Origin of the sequence: Bacillus sp. 005/A4HT-01/001 (assembly GCF_004634445.1) — a bacterium.
GTDB lineage: Bacteria > Bacillota > Bacilli > Bacillales > Bacillaceae > Bacillus > Bacillus altitudinis.
In genome coordinates this window covers 629023-648438 of the sequence record NZ_SEIZ01000001.1, presented here as the reverse complement: position 1 = coordinate 648438, position 19416 = coordinate 629023, and the positions used below count along the sequence as shown (strand labels likewise).

General features: G+C 41.7%; 24 protein-coding genes. 23 read left to right on the top strand and 1 reads right to left on the bottom strand.

Annotation, left to right across the window (positions count from 1 at the left end; translation table 11 throughout):
• Positions 1-79 precede the first annotated feature (79 nt).
• The 19 genes from ES896_RS03455 (at position 80) to ES896_RS03365 (ending at position 14984) form a co-directional block, all read left to right on the top strand.
• Positions 80-559, top strand: a complete 480-nt coding sequence (locus tag ES896_RS03455) for a hypothetical protein (protein ID WP_017368211.1) — start codon at positions 80-82, stop codon at positions 557-559.
• A 157-nt stretch (positions 560-716) separates the two neighbouring features.
• Positions 717-1367 carry a stage II sporulation protein R gene (gene spoIIR / locus ES896_RS03450; protein WP_007497652.1) on the top strand — a complete coding sequence of 217 codons (651 nt, stop codon included), beginning with the start codon at positions 717-719 and terminating at the stop codon, positions 1365-1367.
• Positions 1368-1430: 63 nt separating this feature from the next.
• Entirely contained in the window at positions 1431-1874 is a 444-nt protein-coding gene (locus ES896_RS03445; protein WP_007497650.1) for a GNAT family N-acetyltransferase, read from the top strand.
• A 161-nt stretch (positions 1875-2035) separates the two neighbouring features.
• Positions 2036-3088 carry an L-threonylcarbamoyladenylate synthase gene (locus tag ES896_RS03440; RefSeq protein WP_081105462.1) on the top strand — a complete coding sequence of 351 codons (1053 nt, stop codon included), beginning with the start codon at positions 2036-2038 and terminating at the stop codon, positions 3086-3088.
• A gap of 60 nt (positions 3089-3148) precedes the next feature.
• Positions 3149-3703, top strand: coding sequence for a manganese efflux pump MntP (locus tag ES896_RS03435; RefSeq protein ID WP_135226404.1), 555 nt, complete (start codon positions 3149-3151; stop codon positions 3701-3703).
• 63 nt (positions 3704-3766) lie between these two features.
• The gene (locus ES896_RS03430; RefSeq protein WP_017360042.1) at positions 3767-4225 is read left to right on the top strand and encodes a low molecular weight protein arginine phosphatase; all 459 of its coding nucleotides are present in this window, start codon (positions 3767-3769) and stop codon (positions 4223-4225) included.
• Positions 4226-4366: 141 nt separating this feature from the next.
• Positions 4367-4816, top strand: coding sequence for a ribose 5-phosphate isomerase B (gene rpiB, locus ES896_RS03425; protein WP_003214714.1), 450 nt, complete (start codon positions 4367-4369; stop codon positions 4814-4816).
• Positions 4817-4828: 12 nt separating this feature from the next.
• Positions 4829-5368 carry a TIGR01440 family protein gene (locus tag ES896_RS03420; protein ID WP_041091410.1) on the top strand — a complete coding sequence of 180 codons (540 nt, stop codon included), beginning with the start codon at positions 4829-4831 and terminating at the stop codon, positions 5366-5368.
• A 177-nt stretch (positions 5369-5545) separates the two neighbouring features.
• Entirely contained in the window at positions 5546-6793 is a 1248-nt protein-coding gene (gene glyA / locus ES896_RS03415; protein ID WP_024718755.1) for a serine hydroxymethyltransferase, read from the top strand.
• Positions 6794-6939: 146 nt separating this feature from the next.
• Positions 6940-7569, top strand: coding sequence for a uracil phosphoribosyltransferase (gene upp, locus ES896_RS03410; protein ID WP_003214553.1), 630 nt, complete (start codon positions 6940-6942; stop codon positions 7567-7569).
• 498 nt (positions 7570-8067) lie between these two features.
• The gene (locus tag ES896_RS03405) at positions 8068-8451 is read left to right on the top strand and encodes an ATP synthase subunit I (RefSeq protein ID WP_007497639.1); all 384 of its coding nucleotides are present in this window, start codon (positions 8068-8070) and stop codon (positions 8449-8451) included.
• A 7-nt stretch (positions 8452-8458) separates the two neighbouring features.
• Complete coding sequence (gene atpB, locus ES896_RS03400; protein ID WP_017360038.1) at positions 8459-9193, top strand: F0F1 ATP synthase subunit A; 735 nt, start codon at positions 8459-8461, stop codon at positions 9191-9193.
• 48 nt (positions 9194-9241) lie between these two features.
• Positions 9242-9454, top strand: a complete 213-nt coding sequence (gene atpE / locus ES896_RS03395) for a F0F1 ATP synthase subunit C (RefSeq protein ID WP_003214968.1) — start codon at positions 9242-9244, stop codon at positions 9452-9454.
• A gap of 120 nt (positions 9455-9574) precedes the next feature.
• Positions 9575-10096, top strand: a complete 522-nt coding sequence (gene atpF / locus ES896_RS03390) for a F0F1 ATP synthase subunit B (RefSeq protein WP_017360037.1) — start codon at positions 9575-9577, stop codon at positions 10094-10096.
• Positions 10093-10638: a F0F1 ATP synthase subunit delta gene (locus ES896_RS03385; RefSeq protein WP_007497632.1), complete on the top strand. Its 546-nt coding sequence runs from the start codon at positions 10093-10095 to the stop codon at positions 10636-10638. The genes atpF and ES896_RS03385 overlap by 4 nt, the downstream gene beginning before the upstream one ends.
• A gap of 16 nt (positions 10639-10654) precedes the next feature.
• Positions 10655-12163, top strand: a complete 1509-nt coding sequence (gene atpA, locus ES896_RS03380; protein ID WP_008343398.1) for a F0F1 ATP synthase subunit alpha — start codon at positions 10655-10657, stop codon at positions 12161-12163.
• Positions 12164-12251: 88 nt separating this feature from the next.
• Positions 12252-13118, top strand: coding sequence for a F0F1 ATP synthase subunit gamma (locus ES896_RS03375; RefSeq protein ID WP_007497628.1), 867 nt, complete (start codon positions 12252-12254; stop codon positions 13116-13118).
• A 24-nt stretch (positions 13119-13142) separates the two neighbouring features.
• Entirely contained in the window at positions 13143-14564 is a 1422-nt protein-coding gene (gene atpD, locus ES896_RS03370; RefSeq protein WP_008343395.1) for a F0F1 ATP synthase subunit beta, read from the top strand.
• Positions 14565-14588: 24 nt separating this feature from the next.
• Positions 14589-14984: a F0F1 ATP synthase subunit epsilon gene (locus tag ES896_RS03365; RefSeq protein ID WP_008343393.1), complete on the top strand. Its 396-nt coding sequence runs from the start codon at positions 14589-14591 to the stop codon at positions 14982-14984.
• Positions 14985-15026: 42 nt separating this feature from the next.
• Here the strand turns inward: ES896_RS03365 and ES896_RS03360 are convergent, their stop codons facing one another.
• Positions 15027-15503 carry a hypothetical protein gene (locus ES896_RS03360; protein ID WP_035389791.1) on the bottom strand — a complete coding sequence of 159 codons (477 nt, stop codon included), beginning with the start codon at positions 15501-15503 and terminating at the stop codon, positions 15027-15029.
• Positions 15504-15673: 170 nt separating this feature from the next.
• Between ES896_RS03360 and ES896_RS03355 the strand changes: the two genes are divergently transcribed.
• The 4 genes from ES896_RS03355 (at position 15674) to spoIID (ending at position 19389) form a co-directional block, all read left to right on the top strand.
• Positions 15674-15904, top strand: a complete 231-nt coding sequence (locus tag ES896_RS03355; RefSeq protein ID WP_025208130.1) for a DUF1146 family protein — start codon at positions 15674-15676, stop codon at positions 15902-15904.
• A 128-nt stretch (positions 15905-16032) separates the two neighbouring features.
• On the top strand, positions 16033-16767 hold the full coding sequence (locus ES896_RS03350) for a YwmB family TATA-box binding protein (RefSeq protein WP_008343385.1): 735 nt from the start codon (positions 16033-16035) through the stop codon (positions 16765-16767).
• 32 nt (positions 16768-16799) lie between these two features.
• A complete protein-coding gene (gene murA, locus ES896_RS03345; RefSeq protein WP_007497616.1) occupies positions 16800-18107 on the top strand; it encodes a UDP-N-acetylglucosamine 1-carboxyvinyltransferase in 1308 nt (435 codons plus the stop codon).
• Positions 18108-18366: 259 nt separating this feature from the next.
• Positions 18367-19389 carry a stage II sporulation protein D gene (gene spoIID, locus ES896_RS03340; protein ID WP_116306369.1) on the top strand — a complete coding sequence of 341 codons (1023 nt, stop codon included), beginning with the start codon at positions 18367-18369 and terminating at the stop codon, positions 19387-19389.
• Positions 19390-19416: the final 27 nt, after the last annotated feature.

The following is a 19416-nucleotide window of genomic DNA, read 5'->3' as shown; positions in this document are numbered from 1 at the left end:
AGAAGAATGAACATTCTGATCATGATTTTTTACATAAATTTGTTTTGAAGGAGCGAATGGTGTGAACAGAAGGTATGCGATGGTGTTGGTCATCGTCAGTGTACTATTGATTGTGAGTGCTTGCGGTAAACCGAGCTTTAAAAAAGAAGCAGCAGCATTTGGGGAAAACTATAAAAAAGCACAATACACAGTGAATCGAACGGATGACCTATCTGACATGAAGGAGAAGTTGAAGGATTATTTAACCGAGCATGAATATCAAGAATATACACAAGACAGCATGTTTCCAAGTGTATTAGAAGCAGCAAAAGATCAAGATTGTCAAATTAAACTGAAAAAAATTACGTTTACACCTTCAGATGAAAGCGATGACAGTATTGAATTTGACTATGAAATGATCATTCAATTTATTGACCATAAAGGAAAGGTCAAAAAGGAAATCGAGAAAAAAGGCGCAATGACAGTCATCAAAACAGATTCGGGTTTAAAAATCAGCCGAGATTGGGATGGGAGATTGTACCCTTCCGATTACCAATCCTCACTAAAAAGCCGTTCATAAGTTGAACGGCTTTTTGCGTGCAGGAGAAATGTTGATTCGCTCCCCTCATAAAGAGGCTGACCTCATAATCTATTAAAAAAATCATTTTTGCTGTTTACGAGATGCGTTTCCTGGACACAATGTTTGTAGCGAAGAGAAAAAGTGGGGGGAACACATCATGTTCAAAAGTAAAATGATGATTTGTCTTTATATGTTTCTATTATTATGTGGTGCTTTTGCAAACCTTGGAAAAGAGGAGACGGCGGCTGCATCTGCCAATCAGCCTGTTGTGATTCCAGATGAAGCCATTCGGTTACGCATTTTAGCCAATAGTGACCGGTCGGCAGATCAAGATGTGAAACGTAGTATTCGAGATGAGGTCAATGCCAATATAACGGAGTGGGTGAAAGACCTCACATCCATTGAAGAAGCCAGACGTGTGATTCGTTCAAAGCTTCCAGACATCAATCGTATCGCCAAAGCAAAATTAAAGGAACAACACATTGATCAATCCGTATCGGTCAGCTTTCAAAAAGCCTCATTTCCAACAAAGCTTTATGGCAACTTTGTTTATCCTGCTGGGAAATATGAAGCCATTTTGATTACGTTAGGGGAAGGAGACGGAGCCAATTGGTGGTGTGTGTTATTCCCACCTCTCTGCTTTATCGATTTTTCAAACGGAGAAGCGATCGCCTCACCAGAAGGAGATGATAAAGAGCAGGTAGCCGCAGAGCCATCAAATGAATCTGTCAATGAAGTGGTAAAAGAAGAAGAGACGGGTGAAGTGAAATTCTTTCTGTTCGAATGGGTCTCTAGTCTTTTCTCTTAAAAAAGGTCTAAATCTGTTTTTGCCTCATAGAGTTGAAGTAAGAGAACAAAAAGAGGTGAAAGCATGTATTATCAATTAAGAATAGCGACAGAAGAAGATGCCCCGGCCATTAATGCTTTTCTTGAAAAAGGCCAAGCAAAAGGCGGGGTGACGATTGCAGAGCGTACGTCATTTGTGGTCATGGAAGATGCAGACGGTGAGCTTGCAGGCTGTTTAGGCCTTGAACGACTAAATGAACAAGAAGGATTGCTAAGATCACTTGTGATATCAGATAAACTGGGTCAGGGGCATATCGTTTCTCTGTTCCAAAGTGTTCAAACGCTAGGAGAAAAACAAGGTGTGGACACCTTTTATGTTGTAGCCAATCACTCCTCTTCGCATGATTTTTTAGCGCTGATGGGCTTTACGCCTATAGAGGAAATCCCAGAAAGTGTGTGGGTATCTGCGCATGCAAAAGAGTCATTGGGAAAAGAGCAGGCGGTTGTGCTGCAAAAAACAGCGAGTTAATCACAAAACATCGGACTTATTCACATACTTATCCACTGTAAAACAAGCGTTATCCACAAATTGTGGACAACGCTTGTTTTATTTAGCATCATCTTTTATACTTTCAAAAGGATAATTGAGATATATCAACAGTTTTATCTTTTTTAAAAGGAGTTTGTATGATGTTAAATACAAAAAGGTGGTCTGTGGATTTAAAAAAGGATTTATCCACATACTATCCACAAATTGAACAAGCAGCTCTGTTGTTGCGGCAGAATGAAGTGGTCGCTTTTCCGACAGAAACGGTTTATGGACTAGGGGCAAATGCAAAAGAGACAGAGGCTGTGAAAAAAATTTATGAAGCGAAAGGACGCCCAAGTGATAATCCGTTGATTGTTCACATTGCGGACGTTCAACAGCTTCATGAATTTGCGCAAATAGAAAATGAAAAAGTAACAGCGCTGATGGATGCCTTTTGGCCAGGCGCTCTCACCATTGTTCTACCTTGTAAGCCGGGCACATTATCAAAGCAGGTGACGGCAGGTTTAACGACAGTAGGCGTAAGAATGCCTGATCATCCTGTTGCGCTTGAACTCATCCGAGCAGCTGGTCTGCCAATTGCCGCGCCTAGTGCCAACCGTTCGGGAAAACCGTCGCCGACACTTGCGGATCATGTCGCGAGTGATCTTGATGGGAAAATTGCTGGCATTGTCGATGGTGGTTCAACAGGTATTGGCGTGGAGTCAACGGTTGTATCCTGTATAGACGAGATTCCAGTGATCTTAAGGCCGGGCGGTATTACAAAAGAAGCGTTAGAAGAGGTCGTAGGAACGGTCAACATGGATCCAGGGCTGACGAAAAAGGATGAGGCACCAGTATCGCCGGGAATGAAATACACACATTATGCACCTGAAGCACAAATGTATATATTTCATGGAAGTGATGAAGACATGCAGCTGCACATTCAGAAGTACCGAGCTGAAGGGCTAAAAGTAGGTGTGCTGACAACAGAAGAAAAGAAGGAATGGTTTGCGGCAGATGTTATCTTTAGCTGTGGATGGAGAGAAAAGCCTGAAACGGTTGCGGCAAACTTATATCGTGTGCTGAGACAATTTGATGAAACGGATGTAGACTTGATCATTTCAGAAGCCTTCTCAGAGCAGGGAGTTGGTTCTGCGATCATGAACCGTCTGCAAAAAGCGGCAGGAGGGCGCACTCTCTCTTCATTCAAATAGTTCTAACCTCTCTTGGACAAACATAGGTTAAAGGAGAATGCGTGTCCAAGGGGGATTTACATGAATGAACTAGCTGGCGAATTGCTGACACTCAGTATCATGGCTTTTGCACTTGGAATGGATGCCTTTTCGGTTGGACTCGGCATGGGGATGATTCAGCTGAGATTCCGCCAGATCGTTTATATTGGACTTGTCATTGGGATATTTCATATGTTTATGCCTCTTTTTGGCATGCTAACAGGTCAGCTTTTATCTGGCTGGCTTGGGCTCCTAGCAACTTATATAGGCGGGGCGCTGCTTTTGGTGCTGGGTCTGCAAATGATCATCGCTTCTATCCGAAAAGAAGATAAGCCATTTATCGCACCTGTTGGGGCCGGTCTCGTTCTTTTTGCAACAAGTGTGAGTTTAGATAGTTTTTCCGTTGGCTTAAGCCTGGGGATTTACGGTTCTCGGGTGTTGATGACCATTTTATTGTTTGGCTTTTTTAGTATGATGCTCACATGGCTTGGATTATTACTCGGTAAACAGGTTCGGTCATGGGTAGGTTCATACAGCGGGGCGCTTGGCGGGTTTATTTTACTAGCCTTTGGAATCAAATTATTATTTCCGCTCTAGCCAGTCTCCTTACATAACATGTAGAATGAAATGCTATATAATAGAAGAAAAGGAGGTCGAAAGATGAATATCTTATTTGTTTGTACGGGAAATACTTGCAGAAGTCCGATGGCTCAAGCCCTTTTTTCCTCCATTGCAGATGAAAAAGGCTTACAGGTCACTGTAAAATCAGCGGGCATCTTCGCCTCTGATGCAGGGAAGGCTTCTCCTCAAGCAGTCGAAGCATTATTTGAGAAAAGCATTCCACTGAATCACTCGTCGTCTAAACTAACAGAAGAACTTCTTCATGAAGCAGATTATGTCTTCACCATGACGATTCAGCATAAGCAGTTGATTGTGGAGCAATATGCTCATGTGAAAGACAAGGTCTTCACTCTCAAAGAATTTGCGACAGGATCAGAAGGTGACGTGTCGGATCCATTTGGAGGGAGTCTCTCCATTTATCAGGAGACACGAGATGAACTAGAGACGCTATTGTATCAACTTGCTAAAAAGCTTAAACAGGATCACAAATCCTCATAAATGGACAACCTGTAAAACCGTTGCGCAAACGGTTTTTCTGCTTTTGTTTGCAAATGACTAGGTAGAGGTTAAAATATAACTGTAAATAAAAAATGAATGTAAGACATGACAGATTAACTCACCCTTAGGAGGAATTGCCCGATGAAAGTAGCCATTGCATCCGATCACGGCGGAACGAATATTCGTGAAGAAATCAAACAACTAATGGATGAATTAAAGATTGAATACATTGATATGGGTTGTGAATGTGGATCAGGTTCTGTAGACTACCCTGACTATGCTTTTCCTGTAGCCAATATGGTGGCAAACGGGGAAGTCGATCGCGGCATTTTGATTTGCGGGACAGGTATTGGTATGAGTATTTCAGCAAACAAAGTGAAAGGCATCCGTTGTGCACTGGCGCATGATACATTCAGTGCAAAGGCGACGAGAGAACATAACGATACAAATGTTCTTGCGATGGGAGAACGAGTCATTGGACCAGGATTGGCAAGAGAGATTGCTCACATTTGGCTGACAACAGAATTTACTGCAGGACGTCATGCTGTGCGGATTGGTAAAATCGCTGATTACGAAGAAAAGCACCTGTAAGGAGCGCTTAACATGAACATTGGTCAAGATTGGCTTGAGATGTTAAAAGAGTTTCATCAAACAGTTGAACTGCGAGCTGGCCACATTTTAGTGATTGGCTGCAGTACGTCAGAAGTGGCTGGCGAGCACATTGGGACAGCGGGAAGTGAGCAAATTGCTGAAGCTATTTATCAAGAGCTCGATCAACTGAGACGCGAGACAGGAATTGAATTGGCCTTCCAATGCTGCGAGCATTTGAATCGTGCCCTCGTTGTGGAAGAAGAGGTGGCTTACCGGCTTAACTTAGAGATTGTAGCGGCTGTACCTGTCCGTCAGGCGGGTGGTTCTATGGCGGCTCATGCGTATCAGCAAATGGAACACCCTGTGCTGGTTGAATCCATTTCAGCACATGCAGGGATTGATATCGGTGATACATTCATCGGCATGCACTTAAAGCGGGTAGCCGTACCGGTCCGTCTCAGCCGTCATCAATTAGGACAAGCACATGTGACGTTTGCAAAAACTCGTCCAAAGCTGATTGGCGGAGAACGAGCCGTTTATACAAGATCATAGTTCGGATATATTTCTAATATAATGTTGAATGATGAAGACGCTTCACCCTTTGAATATTCGGGTTTTCATAAAAAAGAAGTCGATTTTCCAAAAAAAACTTTTACATTTTACTCAAAAACCGTGTACAATGAGATGGTGAAAACATCGAATGGAAATAGATTGGAGAGGATTTCGCTGATGAAACATTTACCTGAGCAAGACGCACAAGTATTCAAAGCAATTCAACTAGAGCGGAAACGCCAGCAGGACAAAATCGAATTAATTGCATCAGAAAACTTCGTAAGCGAAGCAGTCATGGAAGCGCAGGGCTCTGTCTTAACAAACAAATATGCAGAAGGTTACCCTGGTAAACGCTACTATGGCGGCTGTGAACATGTAGACGTTGTAGAAGATATCGCACGTGACCGCGCAAAAGAAATTTTTGGCGCTGAGTATGTGAACGTACAGCCTCACTCAGGAGCTCAAGCGAATATGGCCGTATACTTTACAATCCTTGAGCATGGCGATACAGTGCTAGGCATGAACTTATCACATGGCGGGCATTTAACACATGGAAGCCCTGTAAACTTTAGCGGCGTACAGTACAACTTTGTAGAATACGGTGTAGATAAAGAAACACAGCATATCGACTACCAAGATGTACTTGAAAAAGCACGTGAGCATAAGCCGAAACTAATCGTAGCGGGTGCAAGTGCTTACCCACGTCAAATTGATTTCAAAAAGTTCCGTGAAATTGCCGATGAAGTCGGTGCTTACTTTATGGTGGACATGGCTCACATCGCGGGTCTTGTTGCAGCAGGTCTTCATCCAAATCCTGTTCCTTACGCTGATTTTGTGACAACGACAACTCACAAAACATTGCGCGGACCTCGCGGCGGAATGATTCTATGCCGTGAAGAGTTTGGTAAAAAGATCGACAAATCGATCTTCCCTGGTATTCAAGGTGGACCACTCATGCATGTGATCTCTGCAAAAGCTGTTTCTTTCGGTGAAGTATTGAACGGAGATTTCAAAACATATGCACAAAATGTGATTGATAACGCAAAACAACTAGCTGAAACCCTTTTATCTGAGGATATTCAGCTTGTATCTGGTGGAACAGATAACCATCTTGTTCTCATCGACTTGCGCTCTCTTGGCATTACAGGAAAAATTGCAGAAAACGTTCTTGATGAAATTGGTATCACGGTGAACAAAAATGCAATTCCATATGATCCAGAGAAACCATTTGTTACAAGTGGTGTACGTGTAGGTACAGCAGCAGTAACAAGCCGTGGCTTCGATCAAGAAGCGATGAAAGAAGTCGGTTCCATCATTGCGCTTGCTCTGAAACATCATGAAGATGAAGCGAAATTAGAAGAGGCGAAAAAGCGTGTATCTGATCTGACAGCTCGTTTCCCTCTATATCAAGAATTAGATTATTAAGATGTAGACCCATTTGCCTATTTTTGGCATGTGGGTTTTTTTGTAGGATTTGCGAATCATATTGAAAGATGATGTCTTTTTATGTAGAATTGTAGGAAGTGTGCAAAGTTCACCGGAAGATGACAGAAAAGGAGTTGTAGCAAGCAATGGCAAAGGTTTATGTATTTGATCACCCGCTTATTCAGCACAAACTTACATATATTCGTGACGTTCATACAGGAACAAAAGAATTTAGAGAGCTAGTGGATGAAGTCGCAACATTAATGGCATTTGAAATCACAAGAGACTTACCGCTTGAAGAGGTAGATGTAGAAACACCTGTACAAGTCGCTAAATCAAACGTGATCTCAGGTAAAAAACTCGGAGTTGTGCCGATTTTAAGAGCAGGTCTTGGAATGGTAGACGGGATTTTGAAACTCATTCCAGCTGCCAAAGTGGGACATGTCGGTTTATACCGTGATCCGAAGACATTAAAGCCTGTTGAATATTATGTGAAGCTTCCATCTGATGTGGAAGAGCGTGAATTTATCGTAGTAGACCCAATGCTTGCAACGGGCGGATCAGCAGTAGAAGCATTAAACAGCTTGAAAAAACGCGGTGCGAAAAACATCCGCTTCATGTGTCTGATTGCTGCGCCAGAAGGTGTAGAAGAAATGCAAAAACATCATCCAGATGTTGATATCTACATTGCGGCATTAGATGAGAAGTTAAACGAAAAAGGTTACATCATCCCAGGTCTTGGTGATGCTGGTGACCGTATGTATGGAACAAAATAAGAATGATTCATGAAAAGCCCACATGCAAACGTGCATGTGGGCTTTTTTGAAAAATATGACAAACGATTGATATCGTTCTTAGAAAAATCAATGTATACTGAACATTAGCAGTTTTTTTGAATGAATGTCACAACTCTCCTAAAGTTTGATGAAATTGTGAACATTTTGTGTGCTCTCTCATTATAGAAAAGTTTTTTAACTTTCAACGGATTGACACATCATAGACGCTATTGTATGCTAAACGAGGGTATTATGGTAAGGTTTTCATAGCCTATAGCACTCTACTAATCCTCATTGTGAACCCTTTAATAATCAGGGTTTGTATCAGCGAATGAAGCAGAATCCCATAGATCTAAAGATTTCAAGTCTGATTGCACAATTAGACCGATGGGTGATTGATTTTTTTCAAATAGGACGGCTTATCATAAGCGTCTTCTACGCAGTTTTCATCACCATTTATCACCTTTTTTACAATATTTTTCATCGGGAGTCAGATGAATGAACGATCCAAACGTCATTTTCCGCAGACAGAGTAAATATATGTTCTATTTATTGGCAATTTTTGTGTTTGGCTATGCCATGCCTGGTTTTAAACCACTGTTTCTTGGTTTCATTATCGGCACAATTTTTGCTTTCTTTAATTTATTCCTGCTTATTCGGAGAATGCATGCTTTTGATCGAGCAGTTAAAAAAGGAAAATCTATTCGTTCAATGGGAAGTACAGCCAGGTGGGCCAACGCAATTCTCGCAGTAGCGATTGCTTGGCGTTACCCTAACGAAGTTCATCTGGCAGGTGTTGTTATAGGATTAATGACAATATATCCTGTCATTATGATAGATTCCTTCATTCAACTTAAACGTTCTACTATGGAAGAGAGGTGAATACTCTTTGGGTCACAGTTCAAAAACTACAGAATTTTTAGGGTTAACGTTCAACTTATCCAATGTTCTCATGATTACGATTGCTAGTATCATCGTTCTTCTCATAGCGGTGCTGACTACTCGTGTTCTGGCTATTCGTCCGACAAAGGCGCAGAACTTCATGGAATGGATTGTTGATTTTGTTCGAAATATCATAGGTAGTTCGATGGACATGAAAACAGGAGCCCCATTTCTAGCGCTTGGCGTTACATTACTCATGTACATATTTGTTTCAAACATGCTTGGACTGCCATTCTCGATTACGGTCGATCACAACTTATGGTGGAAATCACCAACTGCTGATCCTGCAATCACAATGACACTAGCGATTATGGTCATGGGATTGACACATTACTATGGTGTCAAGGCAAAAGGAGTCAAGGAATATACAAAAGACTTTTTCAAGCCAATCCCATATTTAGTGCCGCTGAAAATCATTGAAGAATTTGCAAACACGTTAACACTTGGTTTGCGTCTTTATGGAAATATTTTCGCTGGAGAGATTCTTCTTGGTTTACTTGCAGGACTTGCGACCAATTTCTACACGCAAAACATTGCACTAGGTATTGTTGGTACATTAGGTGCCATCGTGCCAATGATTGTATGGCAGGCATTCAGTTTGTTTGTCGGAACCATCCAGGCATTTATCTTCACCATGCTGACAATGGTGTATATCTCCCATAAAGTCAGCGACGAACACTAAAAAATTGAGAGTCCAAAATGGACGTTATTTTAAAGGAGGAGCTTTTTAATGAATTTAATAGCAGCAGCAATTGCAATCGGTTTAGGAGCACTAGGAGCAGGTATTGGTAACGGTCTAATCGTATCTAAAACAGTTGAAGGAATCGCTCGTCAGCCAGAAGCTGGTAGAGAACTAAGAACACTTATGTTCATCGGGGTAGCTTTAGTTGAGGCACTTCCAATTATCGCTGTCGTTATCGCATTCTTGGCATTCTTTGGTTAATATGTGAGAAGCGTTCTAATATGAATTTTAATGGCGAAGATCAGATTAGTTCGAAACTTCGCCATTCCTTTATGTTTTGTTTCTTAACATATTATTTAAAGAAGGGAGTTGCCGTACTAAATGTCTCAGTTACCAGTGGTTTTAGGAGCAGGGGGCTTAAGTTTTAACGCTGGGGATATGTTGTTCCAGCTAATCGCTATGCTCATCCTGCTTGCACTTTTAAAGAAATTTGCGCTTAAGCCTTTATTAGGGATTATGAAACAGCGTGAAGATTATATAGGAAATGAAATTTCAAGTGCTGAAGAAAAGCACGTTCAAGCTGAAAAGCTTCTTGAAGAACAACGTGTCTTATTGAAAGAAGCACGCGAAGAATCACATACACTCATCGAAAATGCGAAAAAGATTGGTGAGAAACAAAAAGAAGACATCATTCAAGCAGCGCGTCAAGAATCAGAGCGCTTGAAAGAGTCTGCTAGAACTGAAATCGTGAAAGAAAAAGAACAAGCTGTGGCTGCACTGCGCGAGCAAGTTGCATCACTTTCTGTATTAATTGCTTCTAAAGTGATTGAAAAAGAACTTGATGAGCAAGCACAAGAGAAATTGATCCAAGAGTATCTTAAAGAGGCAGGCGAAAGCCGATGAGCGTGACTATTGTCTCTAAGCGTTACGCTTCTGCTCTTTTTGACATCGTTCTTGCTTCTTCGGCAGTAGACGAAACTGAAAAAGAGCTGAATGAGATCAAAAAAGTTCTCAAGGCTGACCAAGAATTAAATGACTTTCTTGTTCATCCGAAGATTACGGCAGACAAAAAGAAACATCTGATTGCAGAAGCTTTCAAAGGTGTTTCGACATATGTTTTGCACACAATGTATTTACTGATTGACCGTGGACGCACGAATATTTTTCCTGAAATGGCGTCTGAGTTTGTGAAACTTGCAAACCGTACGAAACAAATAGACGATGCGATCGTGTATTCAGTGAAACCGCTCAGCGGAGCTGAAATTCAATCTTTATCTGAAGTATTTGCCAAAAAAGCCGGAGTCACATCACTGCGTGTAGAAAACGTGATTGACAAGGATCTAATAGGCGGAGTGAAAATCCGTATCGGAAACCGCATTTATGACGGCAGTGTCAGCGGAAAGCTTTCCCGCATTGAACGTCAGCTTGCAGGCGAAAATCGTTAGAAGGGGTGAAACCTTAGTGAGTATCAAAGCTGAAGAGATTAGCGCGCTGATAAAGCAGCAAATCCAAAACTATCAATCTGAAATTGAAGTAAAAGATGTCGGTACAGTCATTCAAGTAGGGGACGGTATCGCGCGTGTACATGGCCTTGACAACATTATGGCAGGAGAGCTTGTTGAGTTCTCTAACGGTGTAATGGGTATGGCTCAAAACCTTGAGGAGTCTAACGTAGGTATCGTAATCTTAGGACCTTACAAAGATATCCGTGAAGGTGACGACGTAAAACGTACAGGTCGTATCATGGAGGTTCCAGTAGGAGAAGAGTTAATCGGACGTATTGTGAACCCACTTGGTCAGCCTGTTGATGGACTAGGTCCAATTTTAACAAGCAAAACACGTCCAATCGAAAGTGAAGCACCAGGCGTTATGGATCGTAAATCGGTACATGAGCCGCTTCAAACGGGAATTAAAGCAATTGATGCCTTGATTCCAATCGGACGCGGACAGCGTGAATTGATCATTGGGGACCGTCAAACAGGTAAAACATCTGTTGCAATTGATACGATCCTGAACCAAAAAGATCAAGACATGATCTGTATCTATGTAGCGATCGGACAAAAAGAATCAACTGTTCGTGGTGTTGTTGAAACACTTCGTAAGCATGGTGCGCTTGACTACACAATCGTTGTCACAGCTTCTGCATCACAGCCAGCTCCACTTCTTTACCTTGCTCCTTATGCAGGTGTAACGATGGGTGAGGAATTCATGTATAACGGCAAGCATGTGCTTGTTGTGTATGATGACCTTTCTAAACAAGCGGCAGCTTACCGTGAGCTTTCATTATTGCTTCGTCGTCCTCCAGGTCGTGAAGCATTCCCTGGTGATGTTTTCTATCTTCACTCTCGTTTATTAGAGCGTGCAGCGAAGCTTAGTGATGAAAAGGGTGGCGGTTCTATCACAGCATTGCCTTTCGTAGAAACGCAAGCTGGTGATATCTCTGCATATATCCCAACAAACGTTATCTCAATCACAGATGGACAGATCTTCTTACAATCTGACCTCTTCTTCTCAGGCGTACGTCCAGCGGTAAACGCAGGATTGTCTGTATCTCGTGTAGGTGGTTCTGCACAAATCAAAGCGATGAAAAAGGTAGCAGGTACACTTCGTTTGGATCTTGCTTCTTATCGTGAGCTTGAAGCATTCGCTCAGTTTGGATCTGATCTAGACCAAGCGACTCAAGCCAAATTAAACCGTGGTGCTAGAACAGTTGAAGTCTTAAAACAAGACTTGAACAAACCGCTGAAAGTTGAAAAACAAGTAGCGATTCTTTATGCACTGACAAGAGGATACTTAGATGATGTAGCGATTGCTGATGTCAAACGCTTTGAAGCTGAGTTATTCATGTACATTGAAGAAAACCATAAAGACTTGTTTGACACAATCTCTCAAACAGGAAACATGCCTGCTGATGAAGAGTGGAAAGCAGCGATCGAAGGCTTTAAACGTACGTTTGCACCAAGCAACTAATTAGTAATCTTTCCGAGAGAAAAAGATTCTCTTTTTCTCTCTTTTCACGTAAATGAACACGGATTCCTGAAAAAAGGTGGTGAAATCTTTGGCCTCATTACGCGATATTAAGTCAAGGATCACGTCAACAAAAAAATCGAGTCAGATCACAAAAGCGATGCAAATGGTATCAGCTGCGAAACTGAATCGTGCTGAAAATAATGCGAAGTCCTTTGTTCCATACATGGAGAAAATCCAAGAAGTCGTTGCGGCAATCGCAACTGGAACAAGTGCTAAGCACCCAATGCTTCTTTCAAGACCTGTTAAGAAAACAGGGTATCTCGTCATTACATCTGATCGAGGACTTGCAGGACCTTTTAACAGCTCGATTTTACGTGCCGCTTACCAAGCCATTCAATCTCGTCATCAATCTGCTGATGAATATGCGGTGATTGTGATTGGTAAAATCGGACGCGACTTCTTCAAAAAGCGTGGTATTCCAGTTATTTCTGAAGTAACAGGGCTTGGAGACGAAGTAGCGTTTGCTGATATTAAAGAATTAGCAAGCAGTACAGTGCAAATGTTCTCTGATGAAGCGTTTGATGAGCTTTACATGTTCTATAACCATTTCGTCAGTGCCATTTCACAAGAAGTAACAGAGAAAAAATTATTGCCGCTAACGGACCTTTCGGCCGCAGCGACACCAAATAAACGTTCCGCATCTTATGAGTTTGAGCCTTCTGAAGAAGAAATTCTTGAAGTTCTCCTTCCTCAATATGCAGAGAGTTTGATTTTCGGTGCGCTTCTTGACAGCAAAGCAAGTGAACATGCTGCAAGGATGACAGCAATGAAGAGTGCAACAGACAACGCAAAAGAATTGATCGACAGCCTGACACTCTCTTACAACCGTGCTCGTCAAGCAGCGATTACACAAGAGATTACAGAAATTGTCGGCGGAGCAGCTGCCTTAGAATAGAAATAATTGTCAGGAGGGAATGCAATGAAAACAGGACGCATCAGTCAGATCATGGGACCAGTCGTAGACGTTCGTTTTGAAGACGGTCACTTGCCTGAGATTTATAATGCGATCAAAGTTTCGCATAAAGCGGAAAGCGAAAGTGAAGTTGATATCGACTTAACTTTAGAAGTAGCACTACATTTAGGTGATGATACAGTGAGAACCATCGCAATGGCATCAACAGACGGTGTGAAGCGCGGTATGGAAGCTGTAGACCTTGGAAAACCAATTTCAGTACCAGTTGGTAACGTAACACTTGGACGTGTATTCAACGTACTGGGAGATAACATTGACTTAGATGAGCCACTTGGTGTGGAAGCGCAAAGAGACCCAATCCACAGACAAGCGCCTTCTTTTGATCAACTTTCTACAGAAGTTGAAATTCTTGAAACAGGTATCAAAGTTGTTGACCTTCTTGCTCCTTACATCAAAGGTGGAAAGATCGGTCTATTCGGTGGAGCCGGTGTTGGTAAAACCGTTCTGATTCAAGAATTGATCAACAACATCGCACAAGAACACGGCGGTATTTCTGTATTCGCTGGTGTTGGAGAGCGTACACGTGAAGGAAATGACCTTTACTACGAAATGAAAGATTCTGGCGTTATCGAAAAAACAGCGATGGTCTTCGGCCAAATGAACGAACCACCAGGTGCACGTATGCGTGTAGCTTTAACTGGTTTGACAATGGCAGAGCATTTCCGTGATGAACAAGGTCAAGACGTATTGTTCTTCATCGATAACATCTATCGTTTTACACAAGCAGGTTCTGAAGTATCAGCCCTTCTTGGACGTATGCCTTCAGCGGTAGGTTATCAGCCAACTCTTGCAACAGAAATGGGTCAGCTTCAAGAGCGTATCACGTCTACAAACGTAGGATCGGTTACATCGATTCAAGCGATCTATGTACCTGCGGATGACTATACAGATCCAGCTCCAGCTACAACGTTCGCTCACCTTGATGCAACGACAAACCTTGAGCGTAAGTTGACAGAGATGGGGATTTACCCAGCGGTAGATCCACTTGCTTCAACATCTCGTGCCCTTGCACCTGAGATTGTTGGCGAAGAGCATTATGCGATCGCGCGTGAAGTTCAGCAAACATTGCAACGTTATAAAGAATTGCAAGATATCATTGCCATTTTAGGTATGGATGAATTATCTGAGGACGATAAGCTTGTGGTACACAGAGCTCGTCGTGTTCAATTCTTCCTATCTCAAAACTTCCACGTAGCAGAACAGTTCACTGGCCAAAAAGGTTCTTATGTGCCATTGCAAGAAACTGTTAAAGGCTTCAAGGAAATCTTATCTGGTAAATACGATCACCTTCCAGAAGATGCATTCCGCTTAGTCGGCCGCATTGAAGAAGTGGTTGAAAAAGCCAAAGAGATGGGTGTAGAGGCCTAATCTGGTCCTTAGGAGGGTAAAAGCATGAAGACCGTTCAAGTCAATATCGTTACTCCCGACGGCCCAGTGTATGAAGCGGATGTGGAAATGGTCAGTGTAAGAGCAGAAAGCGGTGAGCTTGGGATTTTAGCTGGCCACGTTCCAATGGTTGCTCCGCTAAAAATCGGTGCAGTTCGCTTAAAACATAGTGGATCAACTGAATTGGTTGCAGTAAGCGGTGGATTTGTTGAAGTTCGCCCCGAAAAAGTAACCATTCTTGCTCAGGCTGCTGAAACATCAGACAAAGTTGATGTCGATCGTGCAAAATCAGCGAAACAGCGTGCTGAAGAGCATTTGAACCACCCGAATGAAAGTGATGTACGCAGGGCGGAACTCGCATTAAAACGGGCATTAAACCGTTTAAATGTAGCAGGGAAATAAAACAGAAAATCCTTCTTATCACTGTGATAAGAAGGATTTTTTTTAGGATGACATGAGAGATTGATACATCGACACATAAGGATGAGATGCTTGCTTTTCTAGATATAACTGCTCGCAAAATTGGGTACTGCAATGCCATGTTTTATTATTTCTGCGTAAGCCAAGCGTATATTGGTGCGAAGAGTCCATATAAGGCCGCACGACCCAGTCAGCATCTGAATGATGACGGATGATAACCTCTCCTAAATACACACTCATCATCGCTTCTAATGCATCTATTGGCATTTTCCACTCAGCAAAAAGCTGCTGACGGAAGGCATCGAAGTATAATGACTCTAACTGATAAAGGCTTTCCTCTGAGTAATCCAAAGAAATGTTATGAAAATGACACAATTGTGCTAATTCTTCTAGCTGTGTCTGTCTATAATCAAAGTAGAAAGCAATGGCTTCCCATTCATGTTCAAATGAGGGAACCAGTTCTCCGTACAAATCAACAAAGTCAGGAAAAGAATCTTTCAAATATGATCAGCTCCTTCCACCGCAGTATATCATCTCCTTCGCATCAGAATAAGAGGGGATTCACTCTAAATGTAGCTCTTTTTTCCAAATGATTCATCTTTCCGATTTTGGAGGATATAATGAAAGGGAGTTTTCCTTTACAGAAATCAATAAAAGGAGGATTCAAGTGTATGGAAGATGTAGGACAACAAGCAATTGTCAGTATTGTGATCCACCTATTTTTTATTGCCATTACGTGGTGGGCATTGCTTGCGGTGAATATTGATCCACTGATAAAAAAAGGAAAAATTATTCAAGCTAGATTGCTCATGATGCTGATCACGATTGCTATTGCATCGGCAGTCAGCAATTTCTTCCTTGATTATTTAAATTTCTCCAGACAAATCCCTTATATGTTTTAACATAAAAGGTTTGGTCACTGCCTTCTGCGGGAACGTAAAAAGAAGTGTCAAAAATATGGCCTTTGATGACTTTTCCACGTATGCATTGATCTCCTTGCGGCAACACTTGTAGCAAGGGGGAATGACAAGTGAGAAAGTATTTAAAAGGTTGGCCATTATTTGCATTTATTCTTTTTTTTGTTCTGATGATTCAAGGTGTTCGGGCAGAAGAAACATCGACGCTCGCCCAAATAGCAGAAGGTATGAAAAACCAGCAAATCGAAGTAAGTGGATGGACGCTTCATGCCAAAACAAATATAGACATTTCATCCGAACAATTTTCAAAAAAAGTGAAACGTTTGAAAGACGAACTACGACAGTATGAGTGGACCGAAAAAAAAGAGAAACATGTCACCAAAGTCACAGGAATTTACAAAGATGAAAAAAATGATACATTATCGAAAATTTTACTCGTGAAGACCGACACAAAATCAAACCAAAAGTCGTATTTATTATATGAGCAAAAAGGTGCTCGCCCACTGAATACCTGGGAGCATACATATGATCAGTTCGTACGTCATGCAAAAAGCATATTACAAGAAAAATTTGTGATTTTTACTTGTCTCGATGGTCATGTAAATGGTATGATGGATGTTGTTTTGCAAAAAAAAGCTGAAATGATAGCAAATGAATTTCAAGCAAAACCAGTTGAGTATCTCGTTGAGTCTAATTTTGTGTCGCTTTCCGCTTACACAGAGAAGTGGGAACAGTTCATTATGACTTCAAATGATAAAATGAATGTTCAAATTGCCATCAGAAGTTCGGAAATGAACGAAAATCATACGATTACGGTTGGCACACCAATCGTAACGACTGAATATTAATATAGAGAATTTGGGACGCGGAGGGGAAGACCTTGGAAAAAATCATCGTCCGCGGCGGTCAAAAGTTAAACGGCACAGTTAAAGTAGAAGGCGCAAAAAATGCCGTTTTACCAGTTATCGCTGCATCTTTGTTAGCAAGTACAGAAAAAAGCGTAATTTGTGATGTACCTACGCTCTCCGATGTATATACAATCAATGAAGTGTTACGTCATTTAGGAGCAGAAGTACATTTTGAAAATAACGAAGTATCAGTAGATGCATCTCATGCACTAGAAACTGAGGCTCCGTTTGAGTACGTCCGTAAAATGAGAGCATCTGTGCTCGTCATGGGACCACTTTTAGCTAGAACAGGTCATGCAAGAGTTGCATTACCTGGTGGTTGTGCGATTGGTTCAAGACCAATTGATCAGCATTTAAAAGGCTTTGAAGCAATGGGAGCTAAAATTCAAGTAGGTAATGGTTTCATCGAGGCTGAAGTAAATGGCCGTTTAAAAGGTGCAAAAATCTATTTGGATTTCCCAAGTGTAGGGGCAACTGAAAACATCATCATGGCAGCAGCATTGGCTGAAGGAACGACGATTTTAGAAAACGTAGCAAAAGAACCTGAAATTGTTGATTTGGCAAACTATATCAATGCCATGGGCGGTAAGGTTCGCGGTGCTGGAACTGGTACAATCAAAATCGAAGGTGTAGAAACACTTCACGGTGCAAAACACAACATCATCCCTGACCGAATTGAAGCTGGTACGTTTATGGTGGCAGCAGCCATTACTGAAGGAAATGTTCTTGTAAAAGGCGCTGTGCCTGAGCACATGACTTCACTTGTGGCGAAAATGGAAGAAATGGGTATTCAGATCATTGAAGAAGAAGAAGGTTTAAGAGTCATTGGACCATCTGAGCTCAAGCCAATCGATCTAAAAACAATGCCGCATCCTGGTTTCCCAACGGATATGCAATCTCAGATGATGGCGCTATTGCTTCGTGCGAACGGAACAAGCATGATCACAGAAACTGTGTTTGAAAATCGTTTTATGCATGCTGAAGAATTCCGCCGCATGAATGGCGATATTAAAATTGAGGGTCGCTCTGTGATAATCAATGGACCTGTTCAACTTCAAGGTGCTGAAGTGGCAGCGACTGATTTAAGAGCAGGAGCAGCACTTGTACTTGCTGGATTAGTGGCAGAAGGTCATACACGTGTCACTGAATTGAAGCATATTGACCGTGGATATGTGAACTTCCACCAAAAACTAGCAGCAATCGGTGCAGACATTGAAAGAGTAAATGATGAATCAGCAGATGTGACACAAGAACAAGTTGTATCAGATCTAAACGCATAATCATAAAAGAAATCAGTGTGTCCATTTGGGTATGCTGATTTTTTTTTTTAGAATCATAGACTGGTTTCATTTTCAAAAGCTTATCATTAGTGTATCCAATCGTTTTAAATTTTATTCATAAAGACGAACAGTAAATCAAATGATGAAGAGCACAAACATATCACCAAAAGACTTGTCCAATGAATGAAAGAAGCTGTCATATTAGCTTGTCCTTGCCCATAGGATAAAAGAGATTCAATGACAAATGGGGGCAGCCAATATGAAACCAATGATATGGACAATCGCAGGAATTTGCATCATCATTTTAATGATTCCAACCTTACTCGTGTTGCCGACGTTCCAAGGAAAACCAGCAGCCAGCCAACACGTAGCAGCAGAACCATCAGTTAAAAAAGAAGTGAAAGGTTCAGTCAAATTGAAACAATCACCCGTCTCCATTCCCGTCTACCGTTCAGCGCATCAGCAGGTAGAAAACATCCCCTTAGAAGAGTATGTGATCGGTGTCGTCGCTTCTGAAATGCCAGCCGATTTTGAAATAGAGGCGCTCAAGGCACAGGCACTCGCCGCTAGAACGTATATCGTCAGACAAATGATCATTGATAAAACCGTCAAATCTCCACAGGGTTCTCTTGTAGATGACACCCAAATGTTCCAAGTGTACAAAAATAAACAGGAACTGAAGAAAATTTGGGGAAAAGCGTACAATTGGAAATTAAAAAAGGTCACAGAAGCGGTTGCCAGTACACAAGGGAAAGTACTGACGTATGACGAAAAACCAATTGATGCTTCCTTCTTTTCAACAAGTAATGGGAAAACCGAAAATGCAGAAGCTTATTGGAAAAATGAAATCCCTTATTTGAAAAGCGTCTCAAGTAAATGGGACGAAAAATCACCCAAATTCCAAAACAAGAAAACCATCTCAGTGAGCGAATTTCAGCAAAAACTGGGTGTGACCCTTGGCCAGCAGCAGGTGGGAGAAATTGTAGAACGAACACCAGGTAATCAAGTAGCCAAAGCCGTCATTAACGGAAAAACATTGTCGGGCAGAGACATTCGCGAATCACTAGGATTGCACTCTGCAGACTTTACATGGGAACGAAAGGGTCAGCAAATCGTGATTACGACAAAAGGGTATGGCCATGGTGTGGGCATGAGTCAGTATGGTGCACATTATATGGCACAGTCAGGCAAAAAAGTAGAGGCGATCGTGAAACATTATTATCAAGGGATAAAAATTGAATCAGCTGATCGCTTTCTGAACACATATATGGCTAAGAAATAAAAGCAAAGGTGCCTCAAAATGGGGGCA

Excerpts from the sequence above, each read along its gene's own strand:
- ES896_RS03455 (WP_017368211.1), top strand. The coding sequence starts at position 80 with ATGGTGTTGGTCATCGTCAGTGTACTATTGATTGTGAGTGCTTGCGGT.
- spoIIR (WP_007497652.1), top strand. The coding sequence starts at position 717 with ATGTTCAAAAGTAAAATGATGATTTGTCTTTATATGTTTCTATTATTA.
- ES896_RS03445 (WP_007497650.1), top strand. The coding sequence starts at position 1,431 with ATGTATTATCAATTAAGAATAGCGACAGAAGAAGATGCCCCGGCCATT.
- ES896_RS03440 (WP_081105462.1), top strand. The coding sequence starts at position 2,036 with ATGTTAAATACAAAAAGGTGGTCTGTGGATTTAAAAAAGGATTTATCC.
- ES896_RS03435 (WP_135226404.1), top strand. The coding sequence starts at position 3,149 with ATGAATGAACTAGCTGGCGAATTGCTGACACTCAGTATCATGGCTTTT.
- ES896_RS03430 (WP_017360042.1), top strand. The coding sequence starts at position 3,767 with ATGAATATCTTATTTGTTTGTACGGGAAATACTTGCAGAAGTCCGATG.
- rpiB (WP_003214714.1), top strand. The coding sequence starts at position 4,367 with ATGAAAGTAGCCATTGCATCCGATCACGGCGGAACGAATATTCGTGAA.
- ES896_RS03420 (WP_041091410.1), top strand. The coding sequence starts at position 4,829 with ATGAACATTGGTCAAGATTGGCTTGAGATGTTAAAAGAGTTTCATCAA.
- glyA (WP_024718755.1), top strand. The coding sequence starts at position 5,546 with ATGAAACATTTACCTGAGCAAGACGCACAAGTATTCAAAGCAATTCAA.
- upp (WP_003214553.1), top strand. The coding sequence starts at position 6,940 with ATGGCAAAGGTTTATGTATTTGATCACCCGCTTATTCAGCACAAACTT.
- ES896_RS03405 (WP_007497639.1), top strand. The coding sequence starts at position 8,068 with ATGAACGATCCAAACGTCATTTTCCGCAGACAGAGTAAATATATGTTC.
- atpE (WP_003214968.1), top strand. The coding sequence starts at position 9,242 with ATGAATTTAATAGCAGCAGCAATTGCAATCGGTTTAGGAGCACTAGGA.
- atpF (WP_017360037.1), top strand. The coding sequence starts at position 9,575 with ATGTCTCAGTTACCAGTGGTTTTAGGAGCAGGGGGCTTAAGTTTTAAC.
- ES896_RS03385 (WP_007497632.1), top strand. The coding sequence starts at position 10,093 with ATGAGCGTGACTATTGTCTCTAAGCGTTACGCTTCTGCTCTTTTTGAC.
- atpD (WP_008343395.1), top strand. The coding sequence starts at position 13,143 with ATGAAAACAGGACGCATCAGTCAGATCATGGGACCAGTCGTAGACGTT.
- ES896_RS03365 (WP_008343393.1), top strand. The coding sequence starts at position 14,589 with ATGAAGACCGTTCAAGTCAATATCGTTACTCCCGACGGCCCAGTGTAT.
- ES896_RS03355 (WP_025208130.1), top strand. The coding sequence starts at position 15,674 with ATGGAAGATGTAGGACAACAAGCAATTGTCAGTATTGTGATCCACCTA.
- spoIID (WP_116306369.1), top strand. The coding sequence starts at position 18,367 with ATGAAACCAATGATATGGACAATCGCAGGAATTTGCATCATCATTTTA.